This window comes from Micromonospora sp. SL4-19 (assembly GCF_047921475.1).
Classification (GTDB): domain Bacteria; phylum Actinomycetota; class Actinomycetes; order Mycobacteriales; family Micromonosporaceae; genus Micromonospora.
In genome coordinates, this window is sequence record NZ_JBLROB010000024.1 from 43,961 (window position 1) to 65,169 (window position 21,209).

Below are 21,209 nucleotides of genomic sequence, written 5' to 3' on the forward strand. Positions count from 1 at the left end.
ATGAAATGCGGTTATGCTGATGACGCTAGGCCGGCATCGTGACAGGAGTCAAGTTGCTCTTCGCCCATGACACCGAGTGTGGCCTGGTCGCCGCCGCGGGGCTGGTCAACACCGACGGCCCGGACCAGGAACTACTGCCCGACGTGGCTGCCCTCGACCGGTTCATCACCACGCACGGCTGGACCGGCCGGCACGAGCACACCGACGCGGAGCTGCGGGAGGTCCGCGCCCTGCGGTCCCGGCTCCGCCGGATCTGGTACGCCGACACCGACGAGGTGGTGGCGATCGTCAACGGGCTGCTCCGCGAGTCGCACGCGCTGCCTCAGCTCATCCGGCACGACGACGAGCCGTACCACGTGCACGCCGTGCCACGCGACGCGCCGCTGGCCACCCGGATGGCGGTCGAGGCGGCCATGGCGCTGGCCGATCTGGTCCGCACGGGCGAGCTGAGGCGGCTGCGCATCTGCGACCACCCGGACTGCGACAACGTCCTGGTCGACCTGTCGAAGAACCGGTCCCGCCGGTTCTGCGACGCCGGCTGCGGCAACCGCGCCGCGGTGAGCGCCTACCGGGCCCGCAAGGCGGCGTCCCACTCCTGACGCACCCGGGGCCAGTCCTCCCGGCGCAGCTCGTACTCGACCTCGCCGTGCTCCGTGCCGGGAATCGGATCGTCGAACGTCAGGTGGAAGGTGCGGACGTACCGCAGCCCGGCCTTCGCCATGACCGCCCGGGACCGGGCGTTGACCGCCATCGTCTCCGCCCAGACCCGCCGCGCCCCCACGGCCGCGAAGGCGTGCCGGACGAGCGCCCGCGATCCCTCGGTGGCCAGACCGCTTCCCCACGCGGACCGGCGCAGCCGGTAGCCCAGCTCGGCCTCCGTGCCGTCGTCGGACGGGTCGAGCGCGAACCAGCCCAGGAAGTCACCGGCGGCCCGGTCGACGGCCGCCCACTTGCCAAGGCCGGGGTGACGGTCGTACTGGGCGAGGATCCGGGGCAGCTGCTCGTCCCGGACGATCGCCATCGGCGTCGGGCGCCCGCCGGTCAGGAAGCGCATGACCTCCGGGTCGCTGTCCAGCTCGACCAGGTGGTCCACGTCGTTCGTGGTGAACCGCCGCAGCCGCAGCCGCTCGGTCTCCAGCAGCACCCCGTCGTCGTCACGCACGGTCGGATCATGCCGGGTCCCCGCGCCACCGGGCGAGGAATTATCGGTCAGGGGTGGGTCATCCGGAGCAGGTCGAGGGCCTCGTCGAGCTGAGCCTCGCTGAGCTTGCCCGACTCGACGTGCCCCCGGGAGAGCACCACCTCGCGGATGGAAACCTGCTTGGCCAGCGCCTCCTTGGCGATCGAGGCGGCCTCGTCGTACCCGAGGTGGCGGTTGAGCGGGGTGACGATCGACGGCGAGCCCTCCGCGTACGCCAGGCAGACCTCGGCGTCCGCGACCAGGCCGACCACCAGGCGGTCGGCGAAGAGCCGGCTCGACGCGGCCAGCAGCCGGATCGACTCCAGTAGGTTGCGGCCCATCACCGGGAGCATCACGTTCAGCTCGAAGTCGCCCTGCGAGCCGGCGAATGCCACGGCGGCGTCGTTGCCGATCACCTGCGCACAGACCTGCCGCATCGCCTCGGCGACCACCGGGTTCACCTTGCCGGGCATGATCGACGAGCCGGGCTGGAGGTCGGGGATCCGCAGCTCCCGCAGGCCGGCACGCGGCCCGGAGCCCATCCAGCGGATGTCGTTGGCCATCTTGTACAGGCCGACCGCGATGGTCCGGAGCTGCCCGGAGGTCTCCACCAACGCGTCCCGGGCACCCTGCGCCTCGAAGTGGTTGCGGGCCTCGGTCAGCGGCAGCCCGGTGGAGGTGCACAGCTTCTCAATCACGTTGGCCGCGAAGCCGAACGGCGTGTTGATGCCGGTGCCGACGGCAGTGCCGCCCAGCGGCAGCTCGGCCAGCCTCGGCAGCACCCCCTCAAGCCGCTCGACCCCGTAGCGGACCTGGGCGGCGTACCCGCCGAACTCCTGGCCCAGGGTGACCGGGGTGGCGTCCATCAGGTGGGTACGCCCGGCCTTGACCACGGTCTCGAACTCGACCGCCTTCTCCTCGAGCGCTCCGGCCAGTTGCTTCAGCGAGGGAATCAGATCCTCCACCACGAACTGGGTGGCGGCCAGGTGAATCGACGTCGGGAAGACGTCGTTGCTGGACTGCGAGGCGTTGACGTCGTCGTTCGGGTGCACGTCGCGGCCCAGCTCCCGGCTGGCCAGGGTGGCGATCACCTCGTTGGTGTTCATGTTGGACGACGTGCCGGAACCGGTCTGGAAGATGTCGACCGGGAACTGATCGTCGTACCCGCCGTCGGCCACGTGCGCGGCGGCGGTGGCGATCGCCTGGGCCACGTCCGCCTCGATCACCCCCAGCTCCCCGTTGACCTGGGCGGCCGCCCCCTTGATCTGCGCCAGCGCCTTGATCTGGGCCGGCTCGATGCCCCGCCCGGAGATCGGGAAGTTCTGCACCGCGCGCTGGGTCTGCGCCCGCCACAACGCCTCGGCGGGCACCTCCACCTCACCCATGGAGTCGCGTTCGATCCGGTAGCCGGTCGCCTCTGGAGTCGTCACGCGTACCATCCTGCCGCGCCGGACGCCGCCGCGCAGATGATCGCCCAGCCCAAGTGCGGCCAGCAGGTCCTCGGCCGAGCGCTGGCACGACCCGAAAGCCCGGCGCTTCCCGTTGCTCGATGAACTTAAGATCAGGAAACCTTTCCATACGTCACTCGGAGGTTTCATGCCGATTCGACACGGGGGTTCGGCGCGCCGGGCGGCCAAGACCGCCGGCGCTCTCCTGCTGGCCACAGGCGGCCTGGTGGCCGTGACCGGGCAACCAGCGGCGGCCATGCTCGACTACGTCACCCCGACCAGTGTCGCGTGGACCGATGCCCGGCAGCCGACCAGGTCCTTCTCCGCTTCCGACGACACCGTGCCGGTGGGCACCTGGGAGGCCGACGGGGGCAAGCACACCGCCCGGGCGTACTTCACCTTCGACCTGACGCCCTACCGGGGGCAGCGGGTCGTCTCGGCCCGCGCCATCACCGGGGAGACGAAGGTCGACGACTGCGACAAGCCGCGCGAGATCGAGCTGTGGCGGACCGACCCGCCCACAGGCGCCCCGACCTGGAACACCGCCCCGACGGCACGGGAGAAGGTGGCGGATGTCGGCTACCCCAACCTGCCCTGCGGGAGCAGCTTCATCGGGGTGATGATCACTGAGGCGGTGCGCCAGGCGGTGGCGGACGGGCGGGACCAGCTCACGCTGATGGCCCGGATCGCCGGCGACCACGAGACGAACAAGCACTACAGCCGCCAGATCAAGAGCGTCGGCATCTCGCTGGACCACAACACACCGCCGAACGTTCCTGACCAGCTCACCGTCGAGGGCATGGCGTGCGACAGCCCGCTGACGATCCGCACCACCCGGCCGACCCTCCGGGCCGTCGCCTCCGACCCAGACGTCAACGAGAACGGGAGCCACGACCGGGTGGCGGCGACCTTCGCCTGGTGGCCGGTCGACCGGCCGGCTGAACGCACGGAGGCGACCCTCGACGGTCTCCCAAGCCCGGCCCGCTACCCGTACCAACTCCCGGAGGGCAAGCTCACCCACGGGAACACCTACGCCTTCTCCGTGCGGGCGTCCGACCAGTACGACAGCTCCGACTGGTCGCCGGAGTGCCGGTTCACCGTCGACGTGGTGGCACCGCCCGCCCCGACCGTCTCCTCCACCGACTACCCGGAGCGGGGCGACTGGACCGGCGGGCCTGGCATCCCGGGCAGCTTCACCTTCACGGCCGACGCCGACGATCTGGCGGGCTTCAGCTACAGCGAAACCGGTTCGGCCACGCACTTCGTCCCCGTGGACGCATCGGGCCGGTCGGCGACCGTGAGCCACGCGCCCAACAACGACGGAGTGAGACAACTCTTCGTGCAGAGCGTCGACCGGGCCGGGAACTTCTCCGAGGGCACGTTCTACATGTTCTTCGTCCGGCCCAACGCGCCGACGATCAGTGACGACGACCCGGAGGCGCCGGCCGGCACGCCACGTCGGCTCACCTTCACCCCGAACATGCCGAATGTGGTCGAGTACACCTACCGACTCAACGACGGCGAGGAGATCACCGTCCGCGCCGACGCGGACGGCACCGCGCGGGTGACCATCACCCCGGAGGTCCCCGACGTCTACTTCCTGTACGTCCGCAGTCGGACCGCCGACGGGCTGCTTTCGGGCGAGGCCTGGATCGCTCTCTGGGTGGAGTGACGACGAAGGGGCGCTGGGCGGTCAGCCCGGCGCCCCTTCGGCATCCACAGATCAGCGCCGGCCGACGGTGAGCACCGGCTTGGTGACCTCGGCGAAGAAGTCGTTGCCCTTGTCGTCGACGACGATGAAGGCGGGGAAGTCCTCCACCTCGATCTTCCAGACCGCCTCCATGCCCAGCTCGGGATATTCGAGCACCTCGACGTGCTTGATGCAGTCCTGGGCCAGCCGAGCGGCCGGGCCGCCGATCGAGCCGAGGTAGAAGCCGCCGTACTGCTGGCAGGCGCGGGTCACCTGGGCCGACCGGTTGCCCTTGGCCAGCATCACCATCGAGCCGCCGGCCGCCTGGAACTTCTCCACGTAAGCGTCCATCCGGCCGGCCGTGGTCGGGCCGAACGAGCCGGAGGCGTAACCCTCGGGGGTCTTGGCGGGGCCGGCGTAGTAGACGGCGTGGTCGCGGAGGTACTGCGGCATCGGCTCGCCCGCGTCCAGCCGCTCGGCGATCTTGGCGTGCGCGATGTCCCGAGCCACGACGAGGGGGCCGGTGAGCGAGAGCCGGGTCTTGACCGGGTACTTCGACAGCTCGGCGCGGATCTCGTCCATTGGCCGGTTCAGGTCGACCCGGACGACCTCGGACGCGTCCAGCTGCGCATCGGTGACGTCCGGCAGGTAGCGCGCCGGGTCGGTCTCGAGGCGCTCCAGCCACACGCCCGACGGGGTGATCTTCGCGACCGCCTGACGGTCGGCGGAGCAGGAGACGGCGATCGCCACCGGGCAGGAGGCGCCGTGCCGGGGCAGCCGGACCACCCGCACATCGTGGCAGAAGTACCGGCCGCCGAACTGCGCGCCGATGCCGAAGTTGCGGGTCAACTCCAGCACCTCGGCCTCCAGCTCCAGGTCACGGAAGCCGTGCGCGCTCATCGAGCCGGAGGTCGGCAGGGCGTCGAGGTATTTGGCGGAGGCGTACTTGGCGGTCTTCAGGGCGTACTCGGCGGAGGTACCGCCGATGACGATCGCCAGGTGGTACGGCGGGCAGGCCGAGGTGCCGATCAGCCGCAGCTTCTCCTCCAGGAACTGCATCATCCGCGTCGGGTTCAGCAGCGCCTTGGTCTCCTGGTAGAGGTACGACTTGTTGGCCGAGCCGCCGCCCTTGGCCATGAAGAGGAACTTGTACGCGTCCGGGTGCCCCTCCGGGTCCTCGGCGTAGAGCTCCACCTGGGCCGGCAGGTTGCTGCCGGTGTTCCGCTCCTCCCACATGGTCAGCGGGGCGAGCTGCGAGTAGCGCAGGTTCAGCCGGGTGTACGCCTGCCAGACGCCGCGCGAGATGGCCTCGGCGTCGGTGCCGTCGGTGAGCACGTGCCGGCCGCGCTTGCCCATCACGATCGCGGTGCCGGTGTCCTGGCACATCGGCAGCACCCCGCCGGCGGCGATGTTGGCGTTGCGCAGCAGGTCGAGCGCGACGAACCGGTCGTTCGGCGAGGCCGCCGGGTCGTCGATGATCGACCGGAGCTGGGCCAGGTGCGCCGGGCGTAGGAAGTGAGCGATGTCGTGCATCGCCTCGGCGGTCAGCGCGGTCAGAGCGGAGGGCTCCACGGTGAGAAACCGGCGCCCACCCGGGCCGTTGACGACGTCGACGCCCTCGTCGGTGATCAGGCGGTATTCGGTCTGGTCGGGACCGGTCGGCAGCAAGGGGGCGTACGAGAACGCGGCGGCACTGCTCATGACGGAAGAGCCTAGGGCAGCGGTGTCGATCGGTGGCACCCGCCGGGGCCCTCCTGGGATGCCGCTCTCACCCGCCGTCGTCGCAGAGTTCCCGCTTCGGTCCGCAGGTCCCCTGATCCGACGGGGGCGCGTAGCTGCCGCCCGGGTTCGGCTTGGGTGCGCTGCCCTCCTCGGACGGGTGTCCGACCGAGGTGCCGGCGCCCCAGCGGACGTACCCGATCTCCCGCCCCTCGCCGATGATCATTCCGTTCGGGCCGACCGCCAGGGCGTTCGCCGAGGTGCGCAGCGCCACCAGTTCCCGCCCTGTGCGTGGGTCGACCGCGATCAGCCGGGACGGCTTCTCCTCGGCGATCAGCGCCGCGTACGGGGTGAGCGCCGCGCCGCTCTTCGAAGCGGCGGGCCGGGTCCACCGGGTACGGTCCACCGACAGCTCATGGCCGAGGATCGAGCGCTTGTCGGCGCTGCGCACCAGCGCGTACCGGTCGTCGACGGCGAGCAGCTTCTCCCCGTCGGCGCCGACCAGGAGCAGCCGGCCGTCGTACCCGTCGATCACCGCCTCGCGGCCGTCCGGGGCGACCCCGACGAGCACGCTCCGAGCGCCCTGCGGATCCTCCCGCTGCACACAGCCGGCGTAGTCCGCGGTCCGCAGGTTCACCCCCGCCCGCCGCCACACCTCGTGGCCGGTGGCCGGGTCGACGGCCGAGACGACGAAGGAACAGTTGCCGTCCCGGGAGGCGGCGGTGATCCGGAGCAACCGGCCGCCGACCACCGCCAGCCGCTCCTCCCGGCCGGGCTCAAGGTCCCGCAGCACGCGGCCGGTGGCGGTGTCCAGCACGTGCACCCGGCCGTCGACCGGGAAGCCGAGCAGCGGCGGGACTGCCTCCGGCCCGGCCACCCCGCTGTCGATACGGGACGCGGCCAGCCGCCGGGTGCCGAGCAGCTCCGGGTTGTCGGCGAGCACCCCACTGTGCACGCCGGGCAGGAACGCGGTCCACAGCGGCTTGGTGCCGCGCGGCTCCCAGGCGCTCAGCGTGCAGTCGGTGGCCTGCACGCAGCGCGCGTCGAGCAGGAGGTTCCGGTATGTCCAGACCGCCACCGCCTGGTCGTCGCGCCGGCGTACCACGCCGGTGGTCGGGTCGAGCAGCTCGTACCCCTTGACCAGGAGCTTGCCCACGGCCACGACCGCGTCCCGGTCACCCCCGGCGACCGCCGCCCAGTCCGCCTTACGCTCCCAGAGCTGGGTGCCGGTGGCCAGGCTGCGCGCCTCGACCCGGGTGCGCTGCTCGACGACGACGGTGTCGCCGGCGATGGTGACGCTCTTGGGGGTGCCGCCGATCCGCTGCTGCCAGACCACGTCCGGCTCGGAGATCGGCTCGCTCCGGTCGACCCAGTCCCACATGGCCGGGAACGGGTTCCACACGCCGGTGGCGGCGAGCACGATCACGGTGATGAGCCCGAGCAGCAACCAGCCGCGTACGCCAAGGCCCTTCACACCGCACACGGTAGCGACGATCACCGCGCCGCCGACCCCTCGCGCGTGCGTGTCGCGCCGCTTTCTGCGCCGGCCGGCGTGTTAAGAGCCCTCGGCCCGCCAGAGCCGTCAGGCCGAGGCCCGGCGGGCGGCGGAGCGGACCAGGGGGAGAGTGCGGTAGGGGATCTGCTCGGCCAGGGCGATGATCGTGGAGGCGCGGCGGATGCCCTCGGAGGCGACGATCTGGTCGATCACCCGCTGGAGGTCCGTGTTCGACCGGGCCACGATGCGGCAGAGCAGGTCGCTGGAGCCGGTGATGGTGTGCGCCTCCAGCACCTCGGGAATGGCGGCCAGGTGCGCGGTGACCGGGTCGTGGCCGTGCCGCTGGCTGATCTCCAGGGTCACGAAGCTGGTCACCCCGAAGCCGATCGCGGCCGGTGCGATCTCCGGGCCGAAGCCGCCGATCACGCCCCGGTCGACCAGCTTGTCGAGCCGCGCCTGGACGGTCCCCCGGGCCACGCCGAGCCGCCGGGAGCACTCCAGCACCCCGACCCGCGGCTCCTCGGCCAGCAACTCGATCAACCGCGCGTCCAGCTCGTCGAGCTGTACATCCTGACCAGCGTTCATGAGGTTTCACCTTACCGAATGCACAACCTGACCAGCAATTTGGCGACCTGTTGCCCAACCGGCGGCGGCACAGCGATCCTCGCCACATCAACACACCGACGGCGGCCCACGAGGCCGGCCGGTACGCAAGGGAGGCCACCATGACCCAGGCGATCGACCGACCCGAGTCGACCGAGGAGGTCGACGTCGACGCCCTCGTCGGCGCCGTCGACCACGACATCACCCGCGACCCGTTCCCGGTCAAGGGTCTCGACCACGTGCACTTCCTGGTGGGCAACGCCAAGCAGGCGGCGCACTACTACTCCACCGCGTTCGGCATGACCTGCGTGGCGTATCGGGGTCCCGAGCAGGGCCACCGGGACCACGCCCAGTACGTGCTGACCAGCGGCTCGGCCCGATTCGTGCTGACCGGCATGGTCCGCCCGGACGCCGAGGGCGCCGAGCACGTGACGAAGCACAGCGACGGTGTCTCCGACATCGCGCTGGAGGTGCCGGACGTGGACGCCGCGTACGCGCACGCCACCGGGCAGGGCGCGACCGGCCTGGTCGAACCGCACGACGTCACCGACGAGCACGGCACCGTCCGGCTGGCGGCCATCGCCACGTACGGCGACACCCGGCACACCCTGGTCGACCGGTCCCGCTACACCGGCCCGTTCCTGCCCGGTTTCGTGGCCCGCGGGCCGATCGTGGACCGGCAGCCGATGATCGCCGCCGGCATCCAGCCGAAGCGATTCTTCCAGGCCGTCGACCACGTGGTCGGCAACGTGGAGCTCGGCCGGATGGACGAGTGGGTCGAGTTCTACAAGCGGGTCATGGGCTTCAGCAACATGGCCGAGTTCATCGGCGACGACATCGCCACCGACTACTCCGCCCTGATGAGCAAGGTCGTCGCGAACGGCACCCGCAAGGTGAAGTTCCCGCTCAACGAGCCGGCCGTCGCCCGCAAGAAGTCGCAGATCGACGAGTACCTGGAGTTCTACCAGGGCGCGGGCGCCCAGCACATCGCGGTCGCCACCAACGACATTCTGGCCAGCGTCGACGCGATGCGGGCCGCCGGCGTCGAGTTCCTGGACACCCCGGACTCGTACTACGACGATCCGGAGCTGCGCGCCCGGATCGGCCAGGTGCGGGTGCCGATCGAGGAGCTGAAGGCCCGCAAGATCCTGGTCGACCGGGACGAGGACGGCTATCTGCTCCAGATCTTCACCAAGCCGGTGCAGGACCGCCCGACCGTCTTCTTCGAGCTGATCGAGCGGCACGGCTCCCTCGGCTTCGGCAAGGGCAACTTCAAGGCCCTGTTCGAGGCCATCGAGCGGGAGCAGGAGAAGCGCGGCAACCTTTGACATCCTCCCGGCCTCGAAGTCGAAGAGCCGGGGTTCCCCTCAGCCTCGCGGCTGAGCCGCAAGCTCGCGTGTGCTCAGCCGCGAGGCTGAGGCGCACCCGAGCGTGCGGTTGGGACCACTTCCTGTTTCACCGGCGACAGCACCCGAGTGGACCCGGAATGTCTGACATCACCTCCGCAGGCAGACACGGCAAGACCTGCCGCCAAGATGTTCTTCGCCGCGTTGATGTCCCGATCATGTCGGCTGCGGCAGCCCGGGCAGTTCCATGCACGGGTAGAGAGATTCAGCTGCACAAGCAGGTGCCCACAGGACGAGCACGTCTTCGAGCTGGGGTACCAGCGGTCGATCACGATGAACGTGCGCCCGTACCGCTGGCACTTGTACTCCAACTGGCGCCGGAACTCACCCCAGCCGGCGTCGGAAATCGCCTTGGACAGACGACGGTTACGGACCATGTTCGCCACGGCAAGGTCTTCGATCACGATCGTGTCCGCCGACCGGACCAGACGCATGCTGGCCCGGTGAAGGAAATCTTGGCGGGCGTTGCGGATCTTGCGGTAGGCGCGGGCAAGCTTCGCCTTCGCCTTACGCCGATTGGTCGACCCCTTGACACAGCGGGCCATCCGCCGCTGGTATCGGGCAAGATTGCGGGCCTTGCGCTGCAGATGCCGTGGATTGGCGATGCGCTGGCCGTCGCTGGTAGTCGCGAAGTCCGTCAAACCGAGATCAACACCGATGGCGTGCCCGGTTGGCTCCAGCGGGGCCGGGGTGTGGGTGTCCACGGCGAAGGTCACAAACCAGCGGCCATCCGGCTCCCGGGACACCACCGCCATGGTCGGGTCCAAGCCGACCGGGTCGATGTCGCCCCATGGCCACACGAACGGCAGCGGGGCGCTGGTCTTGGCCAGCCACAACTGCCCGCCGCGCATCCGAAACGCGGCGCGAGTGTAGTGGGCGGACTGCCGACCGGTACGGGACTTGAACCGTGGGTAGTGGGCCCGACCAGCGAAAAAGTTCGCAAACGCCGAATGCTGATGCCGCAGGGTCTGCTGAAGCGGCACCGACGAGACTTCGGACAGAAATGCCAGTTCCTCGGTCTTCTTCCACCCGGTCAACGCCGCGTCGGTTTCGCGGTAGGAGGTGGACTCACCGGTGCTGTGCCAGCGGGCGCGCCGCTCAGCCAAGGTCTTGTTCCATACGAGGCGCAAACACCCGAAGGTGCGGTTCAACACCGCAGCCTGGTCGGGGTCCGGATAGGCGCGGCACTTGTATGCCATCCTCACGACCCGCACGTTACGGCAGGGCTATGACATGGGGCGTCAGAACAGTGTGCCCGCATTCCTCCCCGTAGCTGTTGGACGAGGCATCCCTGTGAAGCCCCCGGTAACAGTACGGTGCAGGTGGCAGCAACCGTCGTCGTTAAGGTTGCACCGTGAGCGTGAGGAGTGAGCGGGGTTTGCGAGCCCCGCAGTCGCGAACTGAGACGGCGCCGGTGAGCAAGCGCAACGAGGCACGACCGTGAGCGTGCAACCCGGTTGGTACGTCGACCCCGCCGACCCCGACACGCGACGGTACTGGGACGGCGAGGGCTGGATCGGAAAACCGATCCCGGTCGACGCCACCCCGCCCGAGGGTCCCCCGCCGCCCGAGCCGGCGCCCGCCGCCGCGCCGGTGGCCGCGGCACCCGGGCCGCAGCCGGGCCACCCGGCACCCGAGCCGTACCCGGGACAGCCAGGCGGACCGGGTGCCGGACCCCACCCCGGGCCGCCGGTCGGCGGGCAGTGGCCGGGATACCCGCCCACGTCAGGGCACCCACCCACGTCGGGGCACCCGCAGGGGCCGCCGCCGGGCTGGCCGTACCCGACCTGGCCGGTCCGGCAGCCCGTGCCGCGTCCGCACGGGCTGCCGCTCGCCTCGTACAGCGCCCGGCTGGTCGCCCGCCTGATCGACATCGGCATGGTGTTCCTGCTCAACGTGGTGGTGAACGGCTGGTTCGTCTGGCGCTACTTCCAGGAGGTCTCGCCGTACCTGCGCGAGTCGGTGCGCCGGTCGCTGGCCGGGGACACCTCCACCGAAGGGCTGCCCCCGCTGGGCGAGCAGACCGCGTCGTTCCAGATCGCGATCGTGCTGATCGCCACCGCGCTCTGGTTCGCGTACGAGGTGCCCTCGATGGCCGCCAGGGGGCAGACCTTCGGCAAGCGGGTGGTGGGCATCCGCGCGGTGCCGGTCGAGGCCGACCAGCCGCTCGGCTTCGGTCGGGCCATCCGCCGCTGGGGCACCCTCGGCGTGCCCACCCTGCTCTGGTGCTGCTTCGGCCTGGGCCTGCTGCTCCAGTTCGTCGGCGCGGTCTCCCTCCTGTTCGACCAGCCGCTGCGGCAGGCGCTGCACGACAAGGGGGCACAGACCGTGGTGGTCAAGTTGCCCCGCAACCGGCCCGACACCCGTACCGCCCCGCGCGACAGCGCCAATCCCCCGGGAGACACCCCATGACCGACACCGGACGTCATCAGCCGTCGCTGCGCCTGACCCGCGCCGACCTGGACGCGCTGCCCAACTACGTGCCCGGGCGCAGCCCCGCCGACCTGGCCCGCGAGCTGGGCCTGCCCGAGGCGATCAAGCTGGCCAGCAACGAGGTCCCCTACGGCCCGCTGCCGGGCGTGGTGGAGGCGGTCGCCGAGGCGATGGCCGGCTCGCACCGCTACCCGGACATGGGCGTGGTGGCGCTCCGCCAGGCCCTCGCCGAGAGGTACGGCGTGGACGCCGACCGGATCGCCACCGGCTGCGGTTCGGTGGCGCTGGCCGAGCACCTGGTCCGGGCCACCTGCCTCCCCGGCGACGAGCTGCTCTACTCGTGGCGGTCGTTCGAGGCGTACCCGATCATCGCGGCGACCAGCGGCGCGACGAGCGTGCGGGTGCCGAACGACGCCGGGCACGGCCACGACCTGGCGTCGATGGCGGCGGCGGTGACCGACCGGACCCGGATGATCCTGGTCTGCAACCCGAACAACCCGACCGGCACCGCCGTACGTAAGGCCGAGCTGGACCGGTTCCTCGACGCGGTGCCGGACGACGTGCTCGTGGTGATCGACGAGGCGTACCGGGAGTTCGTCACCGACCCCGAGGTGCCGGACGCGCTCAGCTACCTGGACCGCCCGAACGTGGCGGTGCTGCGCACCCTGTCCAAGGCGTGGGGGTTGGCCGGCCTGCGGGTCGGCTGGCTGGTCGCCGAGCCCGCCGTGGCCGCCGCCGTACGCAAGGTCGTCACGCCGTTCTCCACCAGCATGGCCGCCCAGGCCGGGGCGCTGGCCGCACTGGCCCAGGCGGCGGAGGTCGAGCGTCGCTGCGCGCTGGTCGTCGCCGAGCGGGACCGGGTCACCGACGTGCTGCGCAAGATCGTCCCGGACGTGCCGTCCAGCCAGGCCAACTTCGTCTGGCTGCCGCTCGGCGAGCGGGCCGTCGAGTTCGGCAAGGCGTGCGAGGCGCGCGGCGTCATCGTCCGGCCGTTCGCCGGTGACGGGGTCCGGGTCACCATCGGCACCCCGGCTGAGAACGACGCCTTCCTCGCCGCAGCCGAGTCCGCCCTGTCCTGACGAGAGGGGGCCCTTCCGGACGCGTGGCGTTGTGGAGGGGCCCCTTCCTGACCCGGCACCTCAGGTGGCGGCCAGCACCACCGGCTCGGCCATCTTGAAGTAGCGCTGGTCGTCCGCGTCGGGGTCGACCGGCTCGCGGAGCCGCTCCAGCGCCACGTAGCCGTCCGCCGCGTACGCGAGGCCGGGCGCCCAGCCGAGGCCGTCCTTGCCCACCTTGAGCGGGAAGCGGGAGCGCTCCGCGCCGGTGGCCGGGTTGAGGGTGATCAGGTCGTTCCGCTCGCTGAGCAGGTGCACGCGGCCGGGCTGGGCGGCGATGATCCGGACCGGCCCGAGGTCGGCGCGGCGCCACAACTCCTTGCCGGTCCGAGCGTCCCGGGCGATCGGCACCCCGTCGGCCACCCCCACGGCGACCCGCTTGCCGAACAGCTCGGATTCGGCCCGGTCCAGGGCCTGTGCGGCGGTGGGCGGGCCCGCCCCGACCAGCCAGCCGCGGGCAGGCGCGTCACCCGGCCCGGCGGTGCGCAGTCCCTGGCACTGGGAGCGGGGGCTCACGCAGCCGACCGGGGTGGCGGAGAGCTCGGCGCTGCCGCCCGGCGGCTGCCAGCGGTCCGTCGGCGTACCGGTCGCCACGTCGCGGAACTCGACCACCGCCGGCCCGGCGCAGTGGTCGACCGCGGCGAACTGCCCGGTCGCCGTGGTGCCCACGTCCGCGCGACACCGGTGGTCCACCTCGGCCGACCAGAGCTGACGGCCGTCGGCCAGCGCGAAGCCGCGGACGCCGCGCTGCCCGGAGACCACCAGCACGGCTCGATCGTCGGCGGCCCGGGCGAGGAAGAGCCCCGGCGGGCCCCAGACCGCGCCGGCTCCGGTGCGGCGGACGGCCCGGTCCTCGTCGGGCGCCGGGCCCTCGGCCTGCCAGGCGACCCGTCCGGTCCGCGCGTCCAGGGCCACCAGCTTCCCGTCCGACCAGCGGCTGACCACCGTGGTCCCGTCCGCCACCACGCCGCTGATCCGCGCCGGCCAGCGCCGGTACGACCAGTACGGGGTGACGCGGTAGCGGCGGTCGGCCGGCTGGTCTGCGTACACCTGGCGGTCGGCCGTGTAGACGCGCAGCCGGCGGTCCACCATCAGCGGGGCCACCGGCAGCCGGCCCACCACCCCGACGGCCGGCGTGATCGCCGGCGGGTAGCCGGTCCGGGCGACCGTCTCGATCTCGGCGGGGGCGAGCACCCGGTGGACGACGACCGCGACCGTCGCGACGCCGAGCAAAGCCGCGACCACCGCGACGACCCGCCGCCGCCCCTTCGGGAACCCCATGCCGCACCTCCGCCCGGCACCCTACCGACGGGAACGGCGCCACACCCTGTGAGGTCGCGCCGGCCGCCGGCCTCAGGCCGCGATCGCCTGGGCCGGGGGTCGGGCGGCGCCGGCGAGATCGGCGAGGTCGCGCCGGAACGCGCCCTCGACCGCGCGGGCCGCCAGGCCCCCGAAGAGCAGGGCGAGGAGCCGGCCGGACGGGGCGGTGGGCATGGCCTCCTGCCGCACGGTGACGGCGGTGCAGGCCCGGCAGCGTCGCCGCACCGTGCGGAGGGTCCAGGTGATCCGGTAGTTCACGCCGATGCCGGGTGAGAGAAGCACCAGTCGCCGGGCCGGGACGGCCTCCACCACGACGAACTCCTCCGCCTGGGCACCCCCGTCCGGCTGGGCGCGGGTCTCCCGCCAGGTGGTGCCGGGGGCGAGGCGGCCCGGGGTGAGCACCTCGACCGCGCCGACCGTGGAGAGCCAGTCGGCGCGGGCCGGAAGGTCGATCAGCAGCCGCCAGAGATCGGCGGCGGACGCCTCGATGAGCTCGGTGACCGCAACCGTCGACATGACACCTCCCGTGTCGTCCACGGTACGGAAAGTGAGGTCGCGACGGGACCCCGGCGGGGAATTTTCACCCCGGTTTCCCGGGGACGGTCCCCCGACGGACCCCAGGTGCCATCGGGGGCCGGCGGTGCGCAGGCGCTGGACTGGTCAGCGGGCCGGGAGGATGGTCCCGGTGACCTCGCCGAGGGCGATCGTGGTGCCGGACGGGCCGGGGGCGGTGGCGGTGACGGTGACCGTGTCGCCGTCCTCCAGGAACGTCCGGGTGCCGCCGTCGGCGAACTTGACCGGCTCGGCCCCGCCCCAGGTCAGCTCCAGGAACGAGCCGACCTGGCCGCGGTCCGGACCGGACACCGTGCCCGAGGCGTAGAGGTCACCGGTACGCAGCGACGCGCCGTTGACGGTGAGGTGGGCGAGCTGCTGGGCCGGCGTCCAGTACATGGTGGCGTAGGGCGGCTCGCTGACCCGTTCGCCGTTCCACTCCACGGCCAAGGCCAGATCCAGCCCGAGGTGCGGGGTGTCGCGCAGGTAGTCCTGGACCGGCGGGTCCTGGTCGGGGGCGGGCACGAAGGCGTCGACCAACGCGTCCAGCGGGGTGACCCAGGCGGACACCGAGGTGGCGAAGGACTTGCCGAGGAACGGGCCGAGCGGCTGGTATTCCCACGCCTGGATGTCCCGGGCGGACCAGTCGTTGACCAGCACCACGCCGAAGACGTGGTCGGCGAAGTCCGCGACGGCGACCCGGTCGCCGAGCCGGCTCGGCACCCCGACCACGAAGCCGACCTCGGCCTCGATGTCCAGCCGTACGGAGGCGCCGGTGGTCGGGCCCTGCGCGGTGGCCCGCTGCCCGGTGGGGCGGACCACCGGGGTGCCGGAGACCACCACCGTGCCGGCCCGGCCGTGGTAGCCGATCGGCACGTGCTTCCAGTTGGGCAGCAGCGGCGGCTGGCCCGGCCGGAAGATCTGCCCGACGTTGGCCGCGTGGTGTTCGGACGAGTAGAAGTCGACGTAGTCGGCCACCTCGAAGGGGAGCAGCAGCTCCGCCTCGCGCAGCGGCACCAGCAGCGGCTCCACCGCGGGCCGGTGCGCGGCGTCGGTGAGCAGCTCGGTGACCCGCTGCCGGACCGCCGTCCACTGGGGGCGGCCGAGCGCCATGAAGTCGTTGAGCGTGGGCCGGCCGAGGGCCCCGGCGGCCAGCACCAGCCCGGTTGCCTCCGCACCGGCCAGGTCCAGCACGAAGTCGCCGATGCGTACGCCGATCCGCGGCTCGCGGCCGCCGTGCCGGAACACCCCGTACGGCAGGTTGGTCACCCCGTACGGCGAACCGTCCGCACCCGTCACCCAACTCATTCCTCGAAGCCCCCGTTCACCAGCCCCAGCCGGATCAGATCGGTCAGTGGTTCCTCGATGCTGCACGAGCCGTACCCGACCCAGAGCGGGCGCTCGGCGTCCCGGTGCGTCCGGACCAGCTCGACGACGCGCACCGGGTCGGTGGCGGCGAGCAGCTCGGCGACGGCGTCCACCTCGGCGCCCCCGACGGCGGCGAGGGTCGCGGCGAGCACGTTGACGAAGCCGTGGTGGGTGAAGCCGGTCTCCGGGTCCCGGTGGCGGACCGCGTGGTGCAGCCCCGCGGTCAGCTTGTACGGCAGCTCCCGGTCCCGGCAGGCGCAGATCACCGCGGCCAGCTCGACCGGGGTCGGGAAGAGCTCGGCGGCCAGCCCGCCGGTGCGGAACTTGGCGGCCACGGGCAGCCCGCCGGCCCGCGCATCGGCGAGGGAGTCCAGGGCGCTCATCAGCCCGAACGTCAGCGGGATCTCCGCGTAGACCGGCGTGCCGCCCAGCCGCTCGGCGAGGGCGACCAGCTCGGCCAGCCCGGGTTGTGGATCCTCGCCCCGCTTGGCGACGGGTGCCTCGATCTGCCGGGCGGTCACGCCGTCCGGGGCCAGGAACGACAGCGCGAACGGCAGCCGCTCGATCCCGGTGTCGCCGATCAGGCCGATGACGAGGCCCTCGTCGACCAGCCCGCTCAGCTCGCCGGCGGCGACCGTGGAAGCGGGCAGCAGCAGCGGGCCGACCAGGTCGGCGTACCAGGCGGCGCGGTGCCGGCGGTGCGCGGTCACCGCGTCCGGCAGCGACGCGTTGCCGGGTGGGAAGACCGCGGCATCGTCGACCAGGCCGGCGAGGAGGCGGGGCACCTGCGTTGACACGAGACAAGAATGTACGGGACGCTACGAGGAACGGACAACCGCGTCCGATTATCGGACGTGTCCGGCCGGAGAACGGGACATATCGGGAGGCGAAATGCCGTATTACCGCAGGGTCGGCGAGGTGCCCCGCAAGCGCCACACCCAGTTCCGTCAGCCCGACGGCAGCCTCTACGCCGAGGAGCTGGTGGGCCAGGAGGGCTTCTCCTCCGACTCGTCGCTGCTCTACCACCGGCACGCGCCGACCGCGATCGTGGCCGCCGAGGAGTTCACCCCGGCCGCCGTCACCCGGTTGCCGAACCTGCCGCTCAAGCCGCGTCACCTGCGTACCCACAAGCTCGACGGGGCCGGTGCGGACCCGGTGCTCGGCCGGCAGTACCTGCTCGCCAACGACGACGTGCGGATCGCGTACGTGCAGGCCGACCAGCCGTCCCCGCTGTTCCGGGACGCCACCGGCGACCACTGCCTCTACCTGGAGTCCGGGTCGCTGCGGGTCGAGTCGCCCTTCGGCGTGCTGGACGCGGTGGCCGGCGACTACGTCATCATCCCCACCTCGACCATCCACCGGCTGGTGCCGACCGGCGACGAGCCGGCCCGGCTGCTCGCCATCGAGGCGGCCGGGCACGTCGGCCCGCCCAAGCGCTACCTGTCCGTACGCGGGCAGTTCCTGGAGCACTCGCCGTACTGCGAGCGGGACGTCCGGGGACCGGACGCGCCGCTGCTGGTCGACGGCGAGGACGTCGAGGTGCTGGTCCGGCACCGGCGCGGCTGGACGAGGTACACCTACGCCCACCACCCGTTCGACGTGGTCGGCTGGGACGGCCACCTCTACCCGTGGGCGTTCTCCATCCACGACTTCGAGCCGATCACCGGGCGGATCCACCAGCCGCCGCCCGTGCACCAGACCTTCCAGGGCCCGAACTTCGTGATCTGCTCGTTCGTGCCCCGCAAGGTCGACTACCACCCGGACGCCATCCCGGTGCCGTACAACCACCACAACGTCGACTCGGACGAGATGCTCTTCTACACCGGCGGCAACTACGAGGCCCGGCGCGGCTCCGGCATCGAGCAGGGTTCGATCTCGCTGCACCCGTCCGGCTTCACCCACGGCCCCCAGCCGGGCGCCGCCGAGCGTTCCATCGGGGTGGACTTCTTCGACGAGCTGGCGGTGATGGTGGACACCTTCCGCCCGCTGGACCTCTGCGACGCCGCGTCGGCCTGCGAGGACGACGCGTACGCCTGGACCTGGGCGCGGCGGGGCTGACGTCGGCGACCAGCCGGCCGGCCCACGCCGTGGCCTACTCCGCGGAGGCCTCGTACACCAGGGCCACCGCGATGCCGGTCAGCCCCTCGCCGCGCCCGGTGAAGCCGAGGCCGTCGGTGGTGGCGGCGGAGACGGTCACCGGCGCGCCCGCCGCGTCGGAGAGCACCCGCTGCGCCTCCTCCCGGCGCGGGCCGATCTTGGGCCGGTTGCCGATCACCTGGACCGACACGTTGCCGATCCGGAAGCCGGCGGCCCGGACCCGCCGGGCGCTCTCGGTGAGCAGGGCCACGCCCGAGGCACCCGCCCACTCCGGCTGGTCCACGCCGAAGTTCGCGCCCAGGTCGCCGAGGCCGGCCGCGGAGAGCAGGGCGTTGCAGGCGGCGTGCGCGGCGACGTCGGCGTCCGAGTGACCGGCCAGGCCGTCCTGATCCGGCCAGTGCAGGCCGGCGACCCAGCACGGTCGCCCGGCCTCGAAGGCGTGCACGTCCGTGCCGATGGCCACCCGAGGAACGATCATGAGCCGAGGGTACGCGTCAGGCCCCGGCCGTCAGCAGGTGCTCGGCGAGAGCCAGGTCGAACGGCCTGGTGATCTTCAGGGCCAGCTCCGACCCGGGTACGCAGACCACCGGTACGCCCTGCTTCTCCACCAGGCCGGCGTCGTCGGTCAACGGGTCCCCGGCCGCCTCGTGGGCGGCGGTCAGCACGGACCGGCGGAAGCCCTGCGGGGTCTGCACCGCGCGCAGGGCGGACCGGTCGACCGTGCCGAGGACCCGCTCGCCGGCATCGACCTCCTTGACCGTGTCGACCACAGGGAGGACCGGGATCACCGCGTCGTGGCCGGCGCGGACCGCCGCGGCCACCGACTCGACCAGCTCGGGCGGGGTGAGCGCGCGGGCGGCGTCGTGCACCAGGACGATCTCCGGCCCGGCGGGGACGGCAGCCAGCGCGGCGGCCACCGACGCCTGTCGCTCCGCGCCGCCGGGCACCACGGTCACCGGGGCGACCGGCGCGAGCATCGCCCGGACCGACCCGATGTCGGCCGCCGGAGCGGCCACCACGATGGTGTGCACCGAGGGCGCCGCCGCAATCCGGCGTACCGCGTGCACCAGCAGGGGCTCCCCGGCGAGCGGCCGGAGCGCCTTCGGCGCGCCGGGACCGAGGCGTACCCCGGCACCGGCCGCAGGAACAAGGACCGCGACGTCACCGTGCGGATTGAGCTGCGCGGTCACGTCGCGGTCCTCGGATTTCTTGGCTACAGGGTGGGTACGACGATGCGGTGTGGATCAGGCCTCGGTCAGCACCTTGTCGAGCAGCGTCTCCGCCTCGTCCTTGGTGCTCTTCTCGGCCAGCGCGACCTCGCCGACGAGGATGTCGCGGGCCTTGGCGAGCATGCGCTTCTCGCCCGCGGACAGGCCCCGCTCCCGCTCCCGGCGCCACAGGTCGCGGACGACCTCGGCGACCTTCAGCGGGTTACCGGAGGCCAGCTTCTCCAGATTCGCCTTGTAACGCCGCGACCAGTTGGTCGGCTCCTCGGTGTGCGGTGCACGGAGCACGTCGAAGACCTTGCCCAGGCCCTCTTCGCCGACCACCTCGCGCACACCCACGATCTCGGCGTTCTCGGCGGGCACCCGGACCGTCAGGTCACCCTGCGCGACCCTCAGGACGAGGTACTGCTTGGGCTCGCCCTTGATGACCCGAGTCTCGATTGCCTCGATGAGTGCGGCCCCGTGGTGGGGGTAAACAACGGTCTCGCCGACACTGAAAACCATAGGTTCGAAACCCCTTTCGCTGTGTCTAGGGTAACACGCTCAGGCACCGATGTCTCACCGCTGTCCTGACCGTTGGCGCAGCTCAGGGGCCCTGTGAGAGGTATTTCTTCAGCTTGACAGGCGGTCAAACCGATGGTTTCGACACGCTCCGTGACCAATAGATGACAACCCGGCGCGGGCGACAGGAGCGTCGATGTCTAGGGCAATGCGCTCCTCCCATGGTAGCCGCGGAATCCCGAGTGCGCCCAGGTGTGGCGGTACGCCGACAGGTGCGGGACGCTGGAGGTGGACGTGACGTCCGCTCGCCGAGACGGCTCCTGGGGGTCCGATGGGCATGCCTGACGCTGAAGGCCACGGGCCACCGGACGGGCTGCCCGACCTGCCTCCGGAGTGGGGTCGGGTGGTCATCCCCGACGATGCCTCGGCGCTCGCCGACGAGGCCCGGCAGGTCCGCCGTGAACTGCGCCACCGCCGCCGGCAGACCGTGTGGCGCCGCCGGCTCGGCCTCACCTCCCGGCCGGACGGCCGTCCGCCGCTCGGGCTGCCGATGCTGGTCCTGCTGGTGTCGATGCTGATCACCCTCGCCGGACTGGCCGCGGTCACCTGGCCCCGCTCGTCGCGCTCGGGTGGCACTCCCACCGCCGTCCCCTACCCCACGGCCGCCCCGGTCGCGGCCGGACCGCTGCCCGCGCTCGACCTGGTCGACGCCGAGGAATCCCCGGTGCCGCTACGCAGCCTGCTGCCAGCGATGATCATCCTGGTGGACGCCTGCGCCTGCACCGAGCAGGTGGCCCAGGCGGTGGCCGCCGCGCCGCCGGGCGTCACCGTGGTCACCGTCACCGAGGGCCGCGAGGTCGCCGCCTCCCCCGCGGGCGTACACGCCCTCGCCGACCCGGCCGGAGGCCTGCGCGCCTACATCCGCCTCACGGCCCACCCTGGCACCGCCCCCGCGCTGCTGGTGGACCGGAAGGGGGCGCTGGTGCGGATCGTGCCCGAGTTGGGCCCCGTCGGGCAGTACCGCGCCGACCTGGCCCGCATCGCCGCCTGACCGAC

General features: G+C 72.0%; 20 protein-coding genes. 7 read left to right on the top strand and 13 right to left on the bottom strand.

The window, feature by feature from the left end:
* The first annotated feature begins 53 nt into the window (after nucleotides 1–53).
* Nucleotides 54–599: a CGNR zinc finger domain-containing protein gene (locus tag ACNAVT_RS23715; RefSeq protein WP_416299399.1), complete on the top strand. Its 546-nt coding sequence runs from the start codon at nucleotides 54–56 to the stop codon at nucleotides 597–599.
* On the opposite strand, the gene ACNAVT_RS23720 is transcribed toward ACNAVT_RS23715, so the two are convergent.
* On the bottom strand, nucleotides 566–1,162 hold the full coding sequence (locus ACNAVT_RS23720; RefSeq protein WP_416299356.1) for a GNAT family N-acetyltransferase: 597 nt from the start codon (nucleotides 1,160–1,162) through the stop codon (nucleotides 566–568). The genes ACNAVT_RS23715 and ACNAVT_RS23720 overlap by 34 nt on opposite strands.
* Before the next feature lie 47 nt (nucleotides 1,163–1,209).
* Nucleotides 1,210–2,619: a class II fumarate hydratase gene (locus ACNAVT_RS23725; RefSeq protein WP_416299357.1), complete on the bottom strand. Its 1,410-nt coding sequence runs from the start codon at nucleotides 2,617–2,619 to the stop codon at nucleotides 1,210–1,212.
* A gap of 157 nt (nucleotides 2,620–2,776) precedes the next feature.
* Here ACNAVT_RS23725 and ACNAVT_RS23730 point away from each other — a divergent pair, with 157 nt between their 5' ends.
* Nucleotides 2,777–4,300: a hypothetical protein gene (locus ACNAVT_RS23730; protein ID WP_416299358.1), complete on the top strand. Its 1,524-nt coding sequence runs from the start codon at nucleotides 2,777–2,779 to the stop codon at nucleotides 4,298–4,300.
* A 51-nt stretch (nucleotides 4,301–4,351) separates the two neighbouring features.
* On the opposite strand, the gene ACNAVT_RS23735 is transcribed toward ACNAVT_RS23730, so the two are convergent.
* From ACNAVT_RS23735 to ACNAVT_RS23745, 3 genes are all read right to left on the bottom strand, one after another.
* Nucleotides 4,352–6,019, bottom strand: a complete 1,668-nt coding sequence (locus ACNAVT_RS23735) for a fumarate hydratase (protein WP_416299359.1) — start codon at nucleotides 6,017–6,019, stop codon at nucleotides 4,352–4,354.
* A 67-nt stretch (nucleotides 6,020–6,086) separates the two neighbouring features.
* Nucleotides 6,087–7,469 (bottom strand): PQQ-binding-like beta-propeller repeat protein, encoded by a 1,383-nt coding sequence (locus ACNAVT_RS23740; protein ID WP_416299400.1) that lies wholly within the window; start codon nucleotides 7,467–7,469, stop codon nucleotides 6,087–6,089.
* A gap of 150 nt (nucleotides 7,470–7,619) precedes the next feature.
* Nucleotides 7,620–8,117 (bottom strand): Lrp/AsnC family transcriptional regulator, encoded by a 498-nt coding sequence (locus tag ACNAVT_RS23745; protein ID WP_416299360.1) that lies wholly within the window; start codon nucleotides 8,115–8,117, stop codon nucleotides 7,620–7,622.
* A gap of 140 nt (nucleotides 8,118–8,257) precedes the next feature.
* Between ACNAVT_RS23745 and hppD the strand changes: the two genes are divergently transcribed.
* Nucleotides 8,258–9,463, top strand: coding sequence for a 4-hydroxyphenylpyruvate dioxygenase (gene hppD / locus ACNAVT_RS23750; protein ID WP_416299361.1), 1,206 nt, complete (start codon nucleotides 8,258–8,260; stop codon nucleotides 9,461–9,463).
* A gap of 74 nt (nucleotides 9,464–9,537) precedes the next feature.
* Here the strand turns inward: hppD and ACNAVT_RS23755 are convergent, their stop codons facing one another.
* Nucleotides 9,538–10,740 (bottom strand): RNA-guided endonuclease InsQ/TnpB family protein, encoded by a 1,203-nt coding sequence (locus tag ACNAVT_RS23755; protein ID WP_416299401.1) that lies wholly within the window; start codon nucleotides 10,738–10,740, stop codon nucleotides 9,538–9,540.
* Between the two features lie 241 nt (nucleotides 10,741–10,981).
* On the opposite strand from ACNAVT_RS23755, the gene ACNAVT_RS23760 reads away from it, so the two are divergent.
* Nucleotides 10,982–11,953 carry an RDD family protein gene (locus tag ACNAVT_RS23760; RefSeq protein WP_416299362.1) on the top strand — a complete coding sequence of 324 codons (972 nt, stop codon included), beginning with the start codon at nucleotides 10,982–10,984 and terminating at the stop codon, nucleotides 11,951–11,953.
* Nucleotides 11,950–13,053 (top strand): histidinol-phosphate transaminase, encoded by a 1,104-nt coding sequence (gene hisC, locus ACNAVT_RS23765; RefSeq protein WP_416299363.1) that lies wholly within the window; start codon nucleotides 11,950–11,952, stop codon nucleotides 13,051–13,053. The genes ACNAVT_RS23760 and hisC overlap by 4 nt, the downstream gene beginning before the upstream one ends.
* A gap of 60 nt (nucleotides 13,054–13,113) precedes the next feature.
* Here hisC and ACNAVT_RS23770 read toward each other — a convergent pair whose 3' ends face one another.
* The 4 genes from ACNAVT_RS23770 to ACNAVT_RS23785 form a co-directional block, all read right to left on the bottom strand.
* Nucleotides 13,114–14,370, bottom strand: coding sequence for a PQQ-binding-like beta-propeller repeat protein (locus ACNAVT_RS23770; RefSeq protein WP_416299364.1), 1,257 nt, complete (start codon nucleotides 14,368–14,370; stop codon nucleotides 13,114–13,116).
* 72 nt (nucleotides 14,371–14,442) lie between these two features.
* Nucleotides 14,443–14,925 carry an SRPBCC family protein gene (locus tag ACNAVT_RS23775; protein WP_416299365.1) on the bottom strand — a complete coding sequence of 161 codons (483 nt, stop codon included), beginning with the start codon at nucleotides 14,923–14,925 and terminating at the stop codon, nucleotides 14,443–14,445.
* Nucleotides 14,926–15,069: 144 nt separating this feature from the next.
* Nucleotides 15,070–16,269 (bottom strand): fumarylacetoacetase, encoded by a 1,200-nt coding sequence (fahA, locus tag ACNAVT_RS23780; protein WP_416299366.1) that lies wholly within the window; start codon nucleotides 16,267–16,269, stop codon nucleotides 15,070–15,072.
* Complete coding sequence (locus tag ACNAVT_RS23785; protein ID WP_416299367.1) at nucleotides 16,266–17,126, bottom strand: hypothetical protein; 861 nt, start codon at nucleotides 17,124–17,126, stop codon at nucleotides 16,266–16,268. Before ACNAVT_RS23785 ends, fahA begins: the two co-directional genes overlap by 4 nt.
* 94 nt (nucleotides 17,127–17,220) lie before the next feature.
* Between ACNAVT_RS23785 and ACNAVT_RS23790 the strand changes: the two genes are divergently transcribed.
* Nucleotides 17,221–18,387: a homogentisate 1,2-dioxygenase gene (locus ACNAVT_RS23790; protein WP_416299368.1), complete on the top strand. Its 1,167-nt coding sequence runs from the start codon at nucleotides 17,221–17,223 to the stop codon at nucleotides 18,385–18,387.
* 34 nt (nucleotides 18,388–18,421) lie between these two features.
* On the opposite strand, the gene ispF is transcribed toward ACNAVT_RS23790, so the two are convergent.
* Genes ispF through ACNAVT_RS23805 form a run of 3 tightly spaced genes read right to left on the bottom strand, consistent with a single transcriptional unit; the run spans nucleotide 18,422 to nucleotide 20,156 of the window.
* Nucleotides 18,422–18,904, bottom strand: coding sequence for a 2-C-methyl-D-erythritol 2,4-cyclodiphosphate synthase (gene ispF, locus ACNAVT_RS23795; protein ID WP_416299369.1), 483 nt, complete (start codon nucleotides 18,902–18,904; stop codon nucleotides 18,422–18,424).
* A 16-nt stretch (nucleotides 18,905–18,920) separates the two neighbouring features.
* Nucleotides 18,921–19,616: a 2-C-methyl-D-erythritol 4-phosphate cytidylyltransferase gene (gene ispD, locus ACNAVT_RS23800; RefSeq protein ID WP_416299370.1), complete on the bottom strand. Its 696-nt coding sequence runs from the start codon at nucleotides 19,614–19,616 to the stop codon at nucleotides 18,921–18,923.
* A gap of 54 nt (nucleotides 19,617–19,670) precedes the next feature.
* A complete protein-coding gene (locus ACNAVT_RS23805) occupies nucleotides 19,671–20,156 on the bottom strand; it encodes a CarD family transcriptional regulator (RefSeq protein WP_007073334.1) in 486 nt (161 codons plus the stop codon).
* A gap of 328 nt (nucleotides 20,157–20,484) precedes the next feature.
* Between ACNAVT_RS23805 and ACNAVT_RS23810 the strand changes: the two genes are divergently transcribed.
* Nucleotides 20,485–21,204: a hypothetical protein gene (locus ACNAVT_RS23810; RefSeq protein WP_416299371.1), complete on the top strand. Its 720-nt coding sequence runs from the start codon at nucleotides 20,485–20,487 to the stop codon at nucleotides 21,202–21,204.
* The last annotated feature ends 5 nt before the right edge of the window (nucleotides 21,205–21,209 follow it).

Bases quoted from the DNA above. Each gene is read 5' to 3' on its own strand.
- ACNAVT_RS23725 (WP_416299357.1), bottom strand. From the start codon at position 2,619: ATGGTACGCGTGACGACTCCAGAGGCGACCGGCTACCGGATCGAACGC.
- ACNAVT_RS23730 (WP_416299358.1), top strand. From the start codon at position 2,777: ATGCCGATTCGACACGGGGGTTCGGCGCGCCGGGCGGCCAAGACCGCC.
- ACNAVT_RS23735 (WP_416299359.1), bottom strand. From the start codon at position 6,019: ATGAGCAGTGCCGCCGCGTTCTCGTACGCCCCCTTGCTGCCGACCGGT.
- ACNAVT_RS23745 (WP_416299360.1), bottom strand. From the start codon at position 8,117: ATGAACGCTGGTCAGGATGTACAGCTCGACGAGCTGGACGCGCGGTTG.
- hppD (WP_416299361.1), top strand. From the start codon at position 8,258: ATGACCCAGGCGATCGACCGACCCGAGTCGACCGAGGAGGTCGACGTC.
- ACNAVT_RS23755 (WP_416299401.1), bottom strand. From the start codon at position 10,740: ATGGCATACAAGTGCCGCGCCTATCCGGACCCCGACCAGGCTGCGGTG.
- hisC (WP_416299363.1), top strand. From the start codon at position 11,950: ATGACCGACACCGGACGTCATCAGCCGTCGCTGCGCCTGACCCGCGCC.
- ACNAVT_RS23770 (WP_416299364.1), bottom strand. From the start codon at position 14,370: ATGGGGTTCCCGAAGGGGCGGCGGCGGGTCGTCGCGGTGGTCGCGGCT.
- ACNAVT_RS23775 (WP_416299365.1), bottom strand. From the start codon at position 14,925: ATGTCGACGGTTGCGGTCACCGAGCTCATCGAGGCGTCCGCCGCCGAT.
- fahA (WP_416299366.1), bottom strand. From the start codon at position 16,269: ATGAGTTGGGTGACGGGTGCGGACGGTTCGCCGTACGGGGTGACCAAC.
- ACNAVT_RS23790 (WP_416299368.1), top strand. From the start codon at position 17,221: ATGCCGTATTACCGCAGGGTCGGCGAGGTGCCCCGCAAGCGCCACACC.
- ispF (WP_416299369.1), bottom strand. From the start codon at position 18,904: ATGATCGTTCCTCGGGTGGCCATCGGCACGGACGTGCACGCCTTCGAG.
- ACNAVT_RS23805 (WP_007073334.1), bottom strand. From the start codon at position 20,156: ATGGTTTTCAGTGTCGGCGAGACCGTTGTTTACCCCCACCACGGGGCC.
- ACNAVT_RS23810 (WP_416299371.1), top strand. From the start codon at position 20,485: ATGGGCATGCCTGACGCTGAAGGCCACGGGCCACCGGACGGGCTGCCC.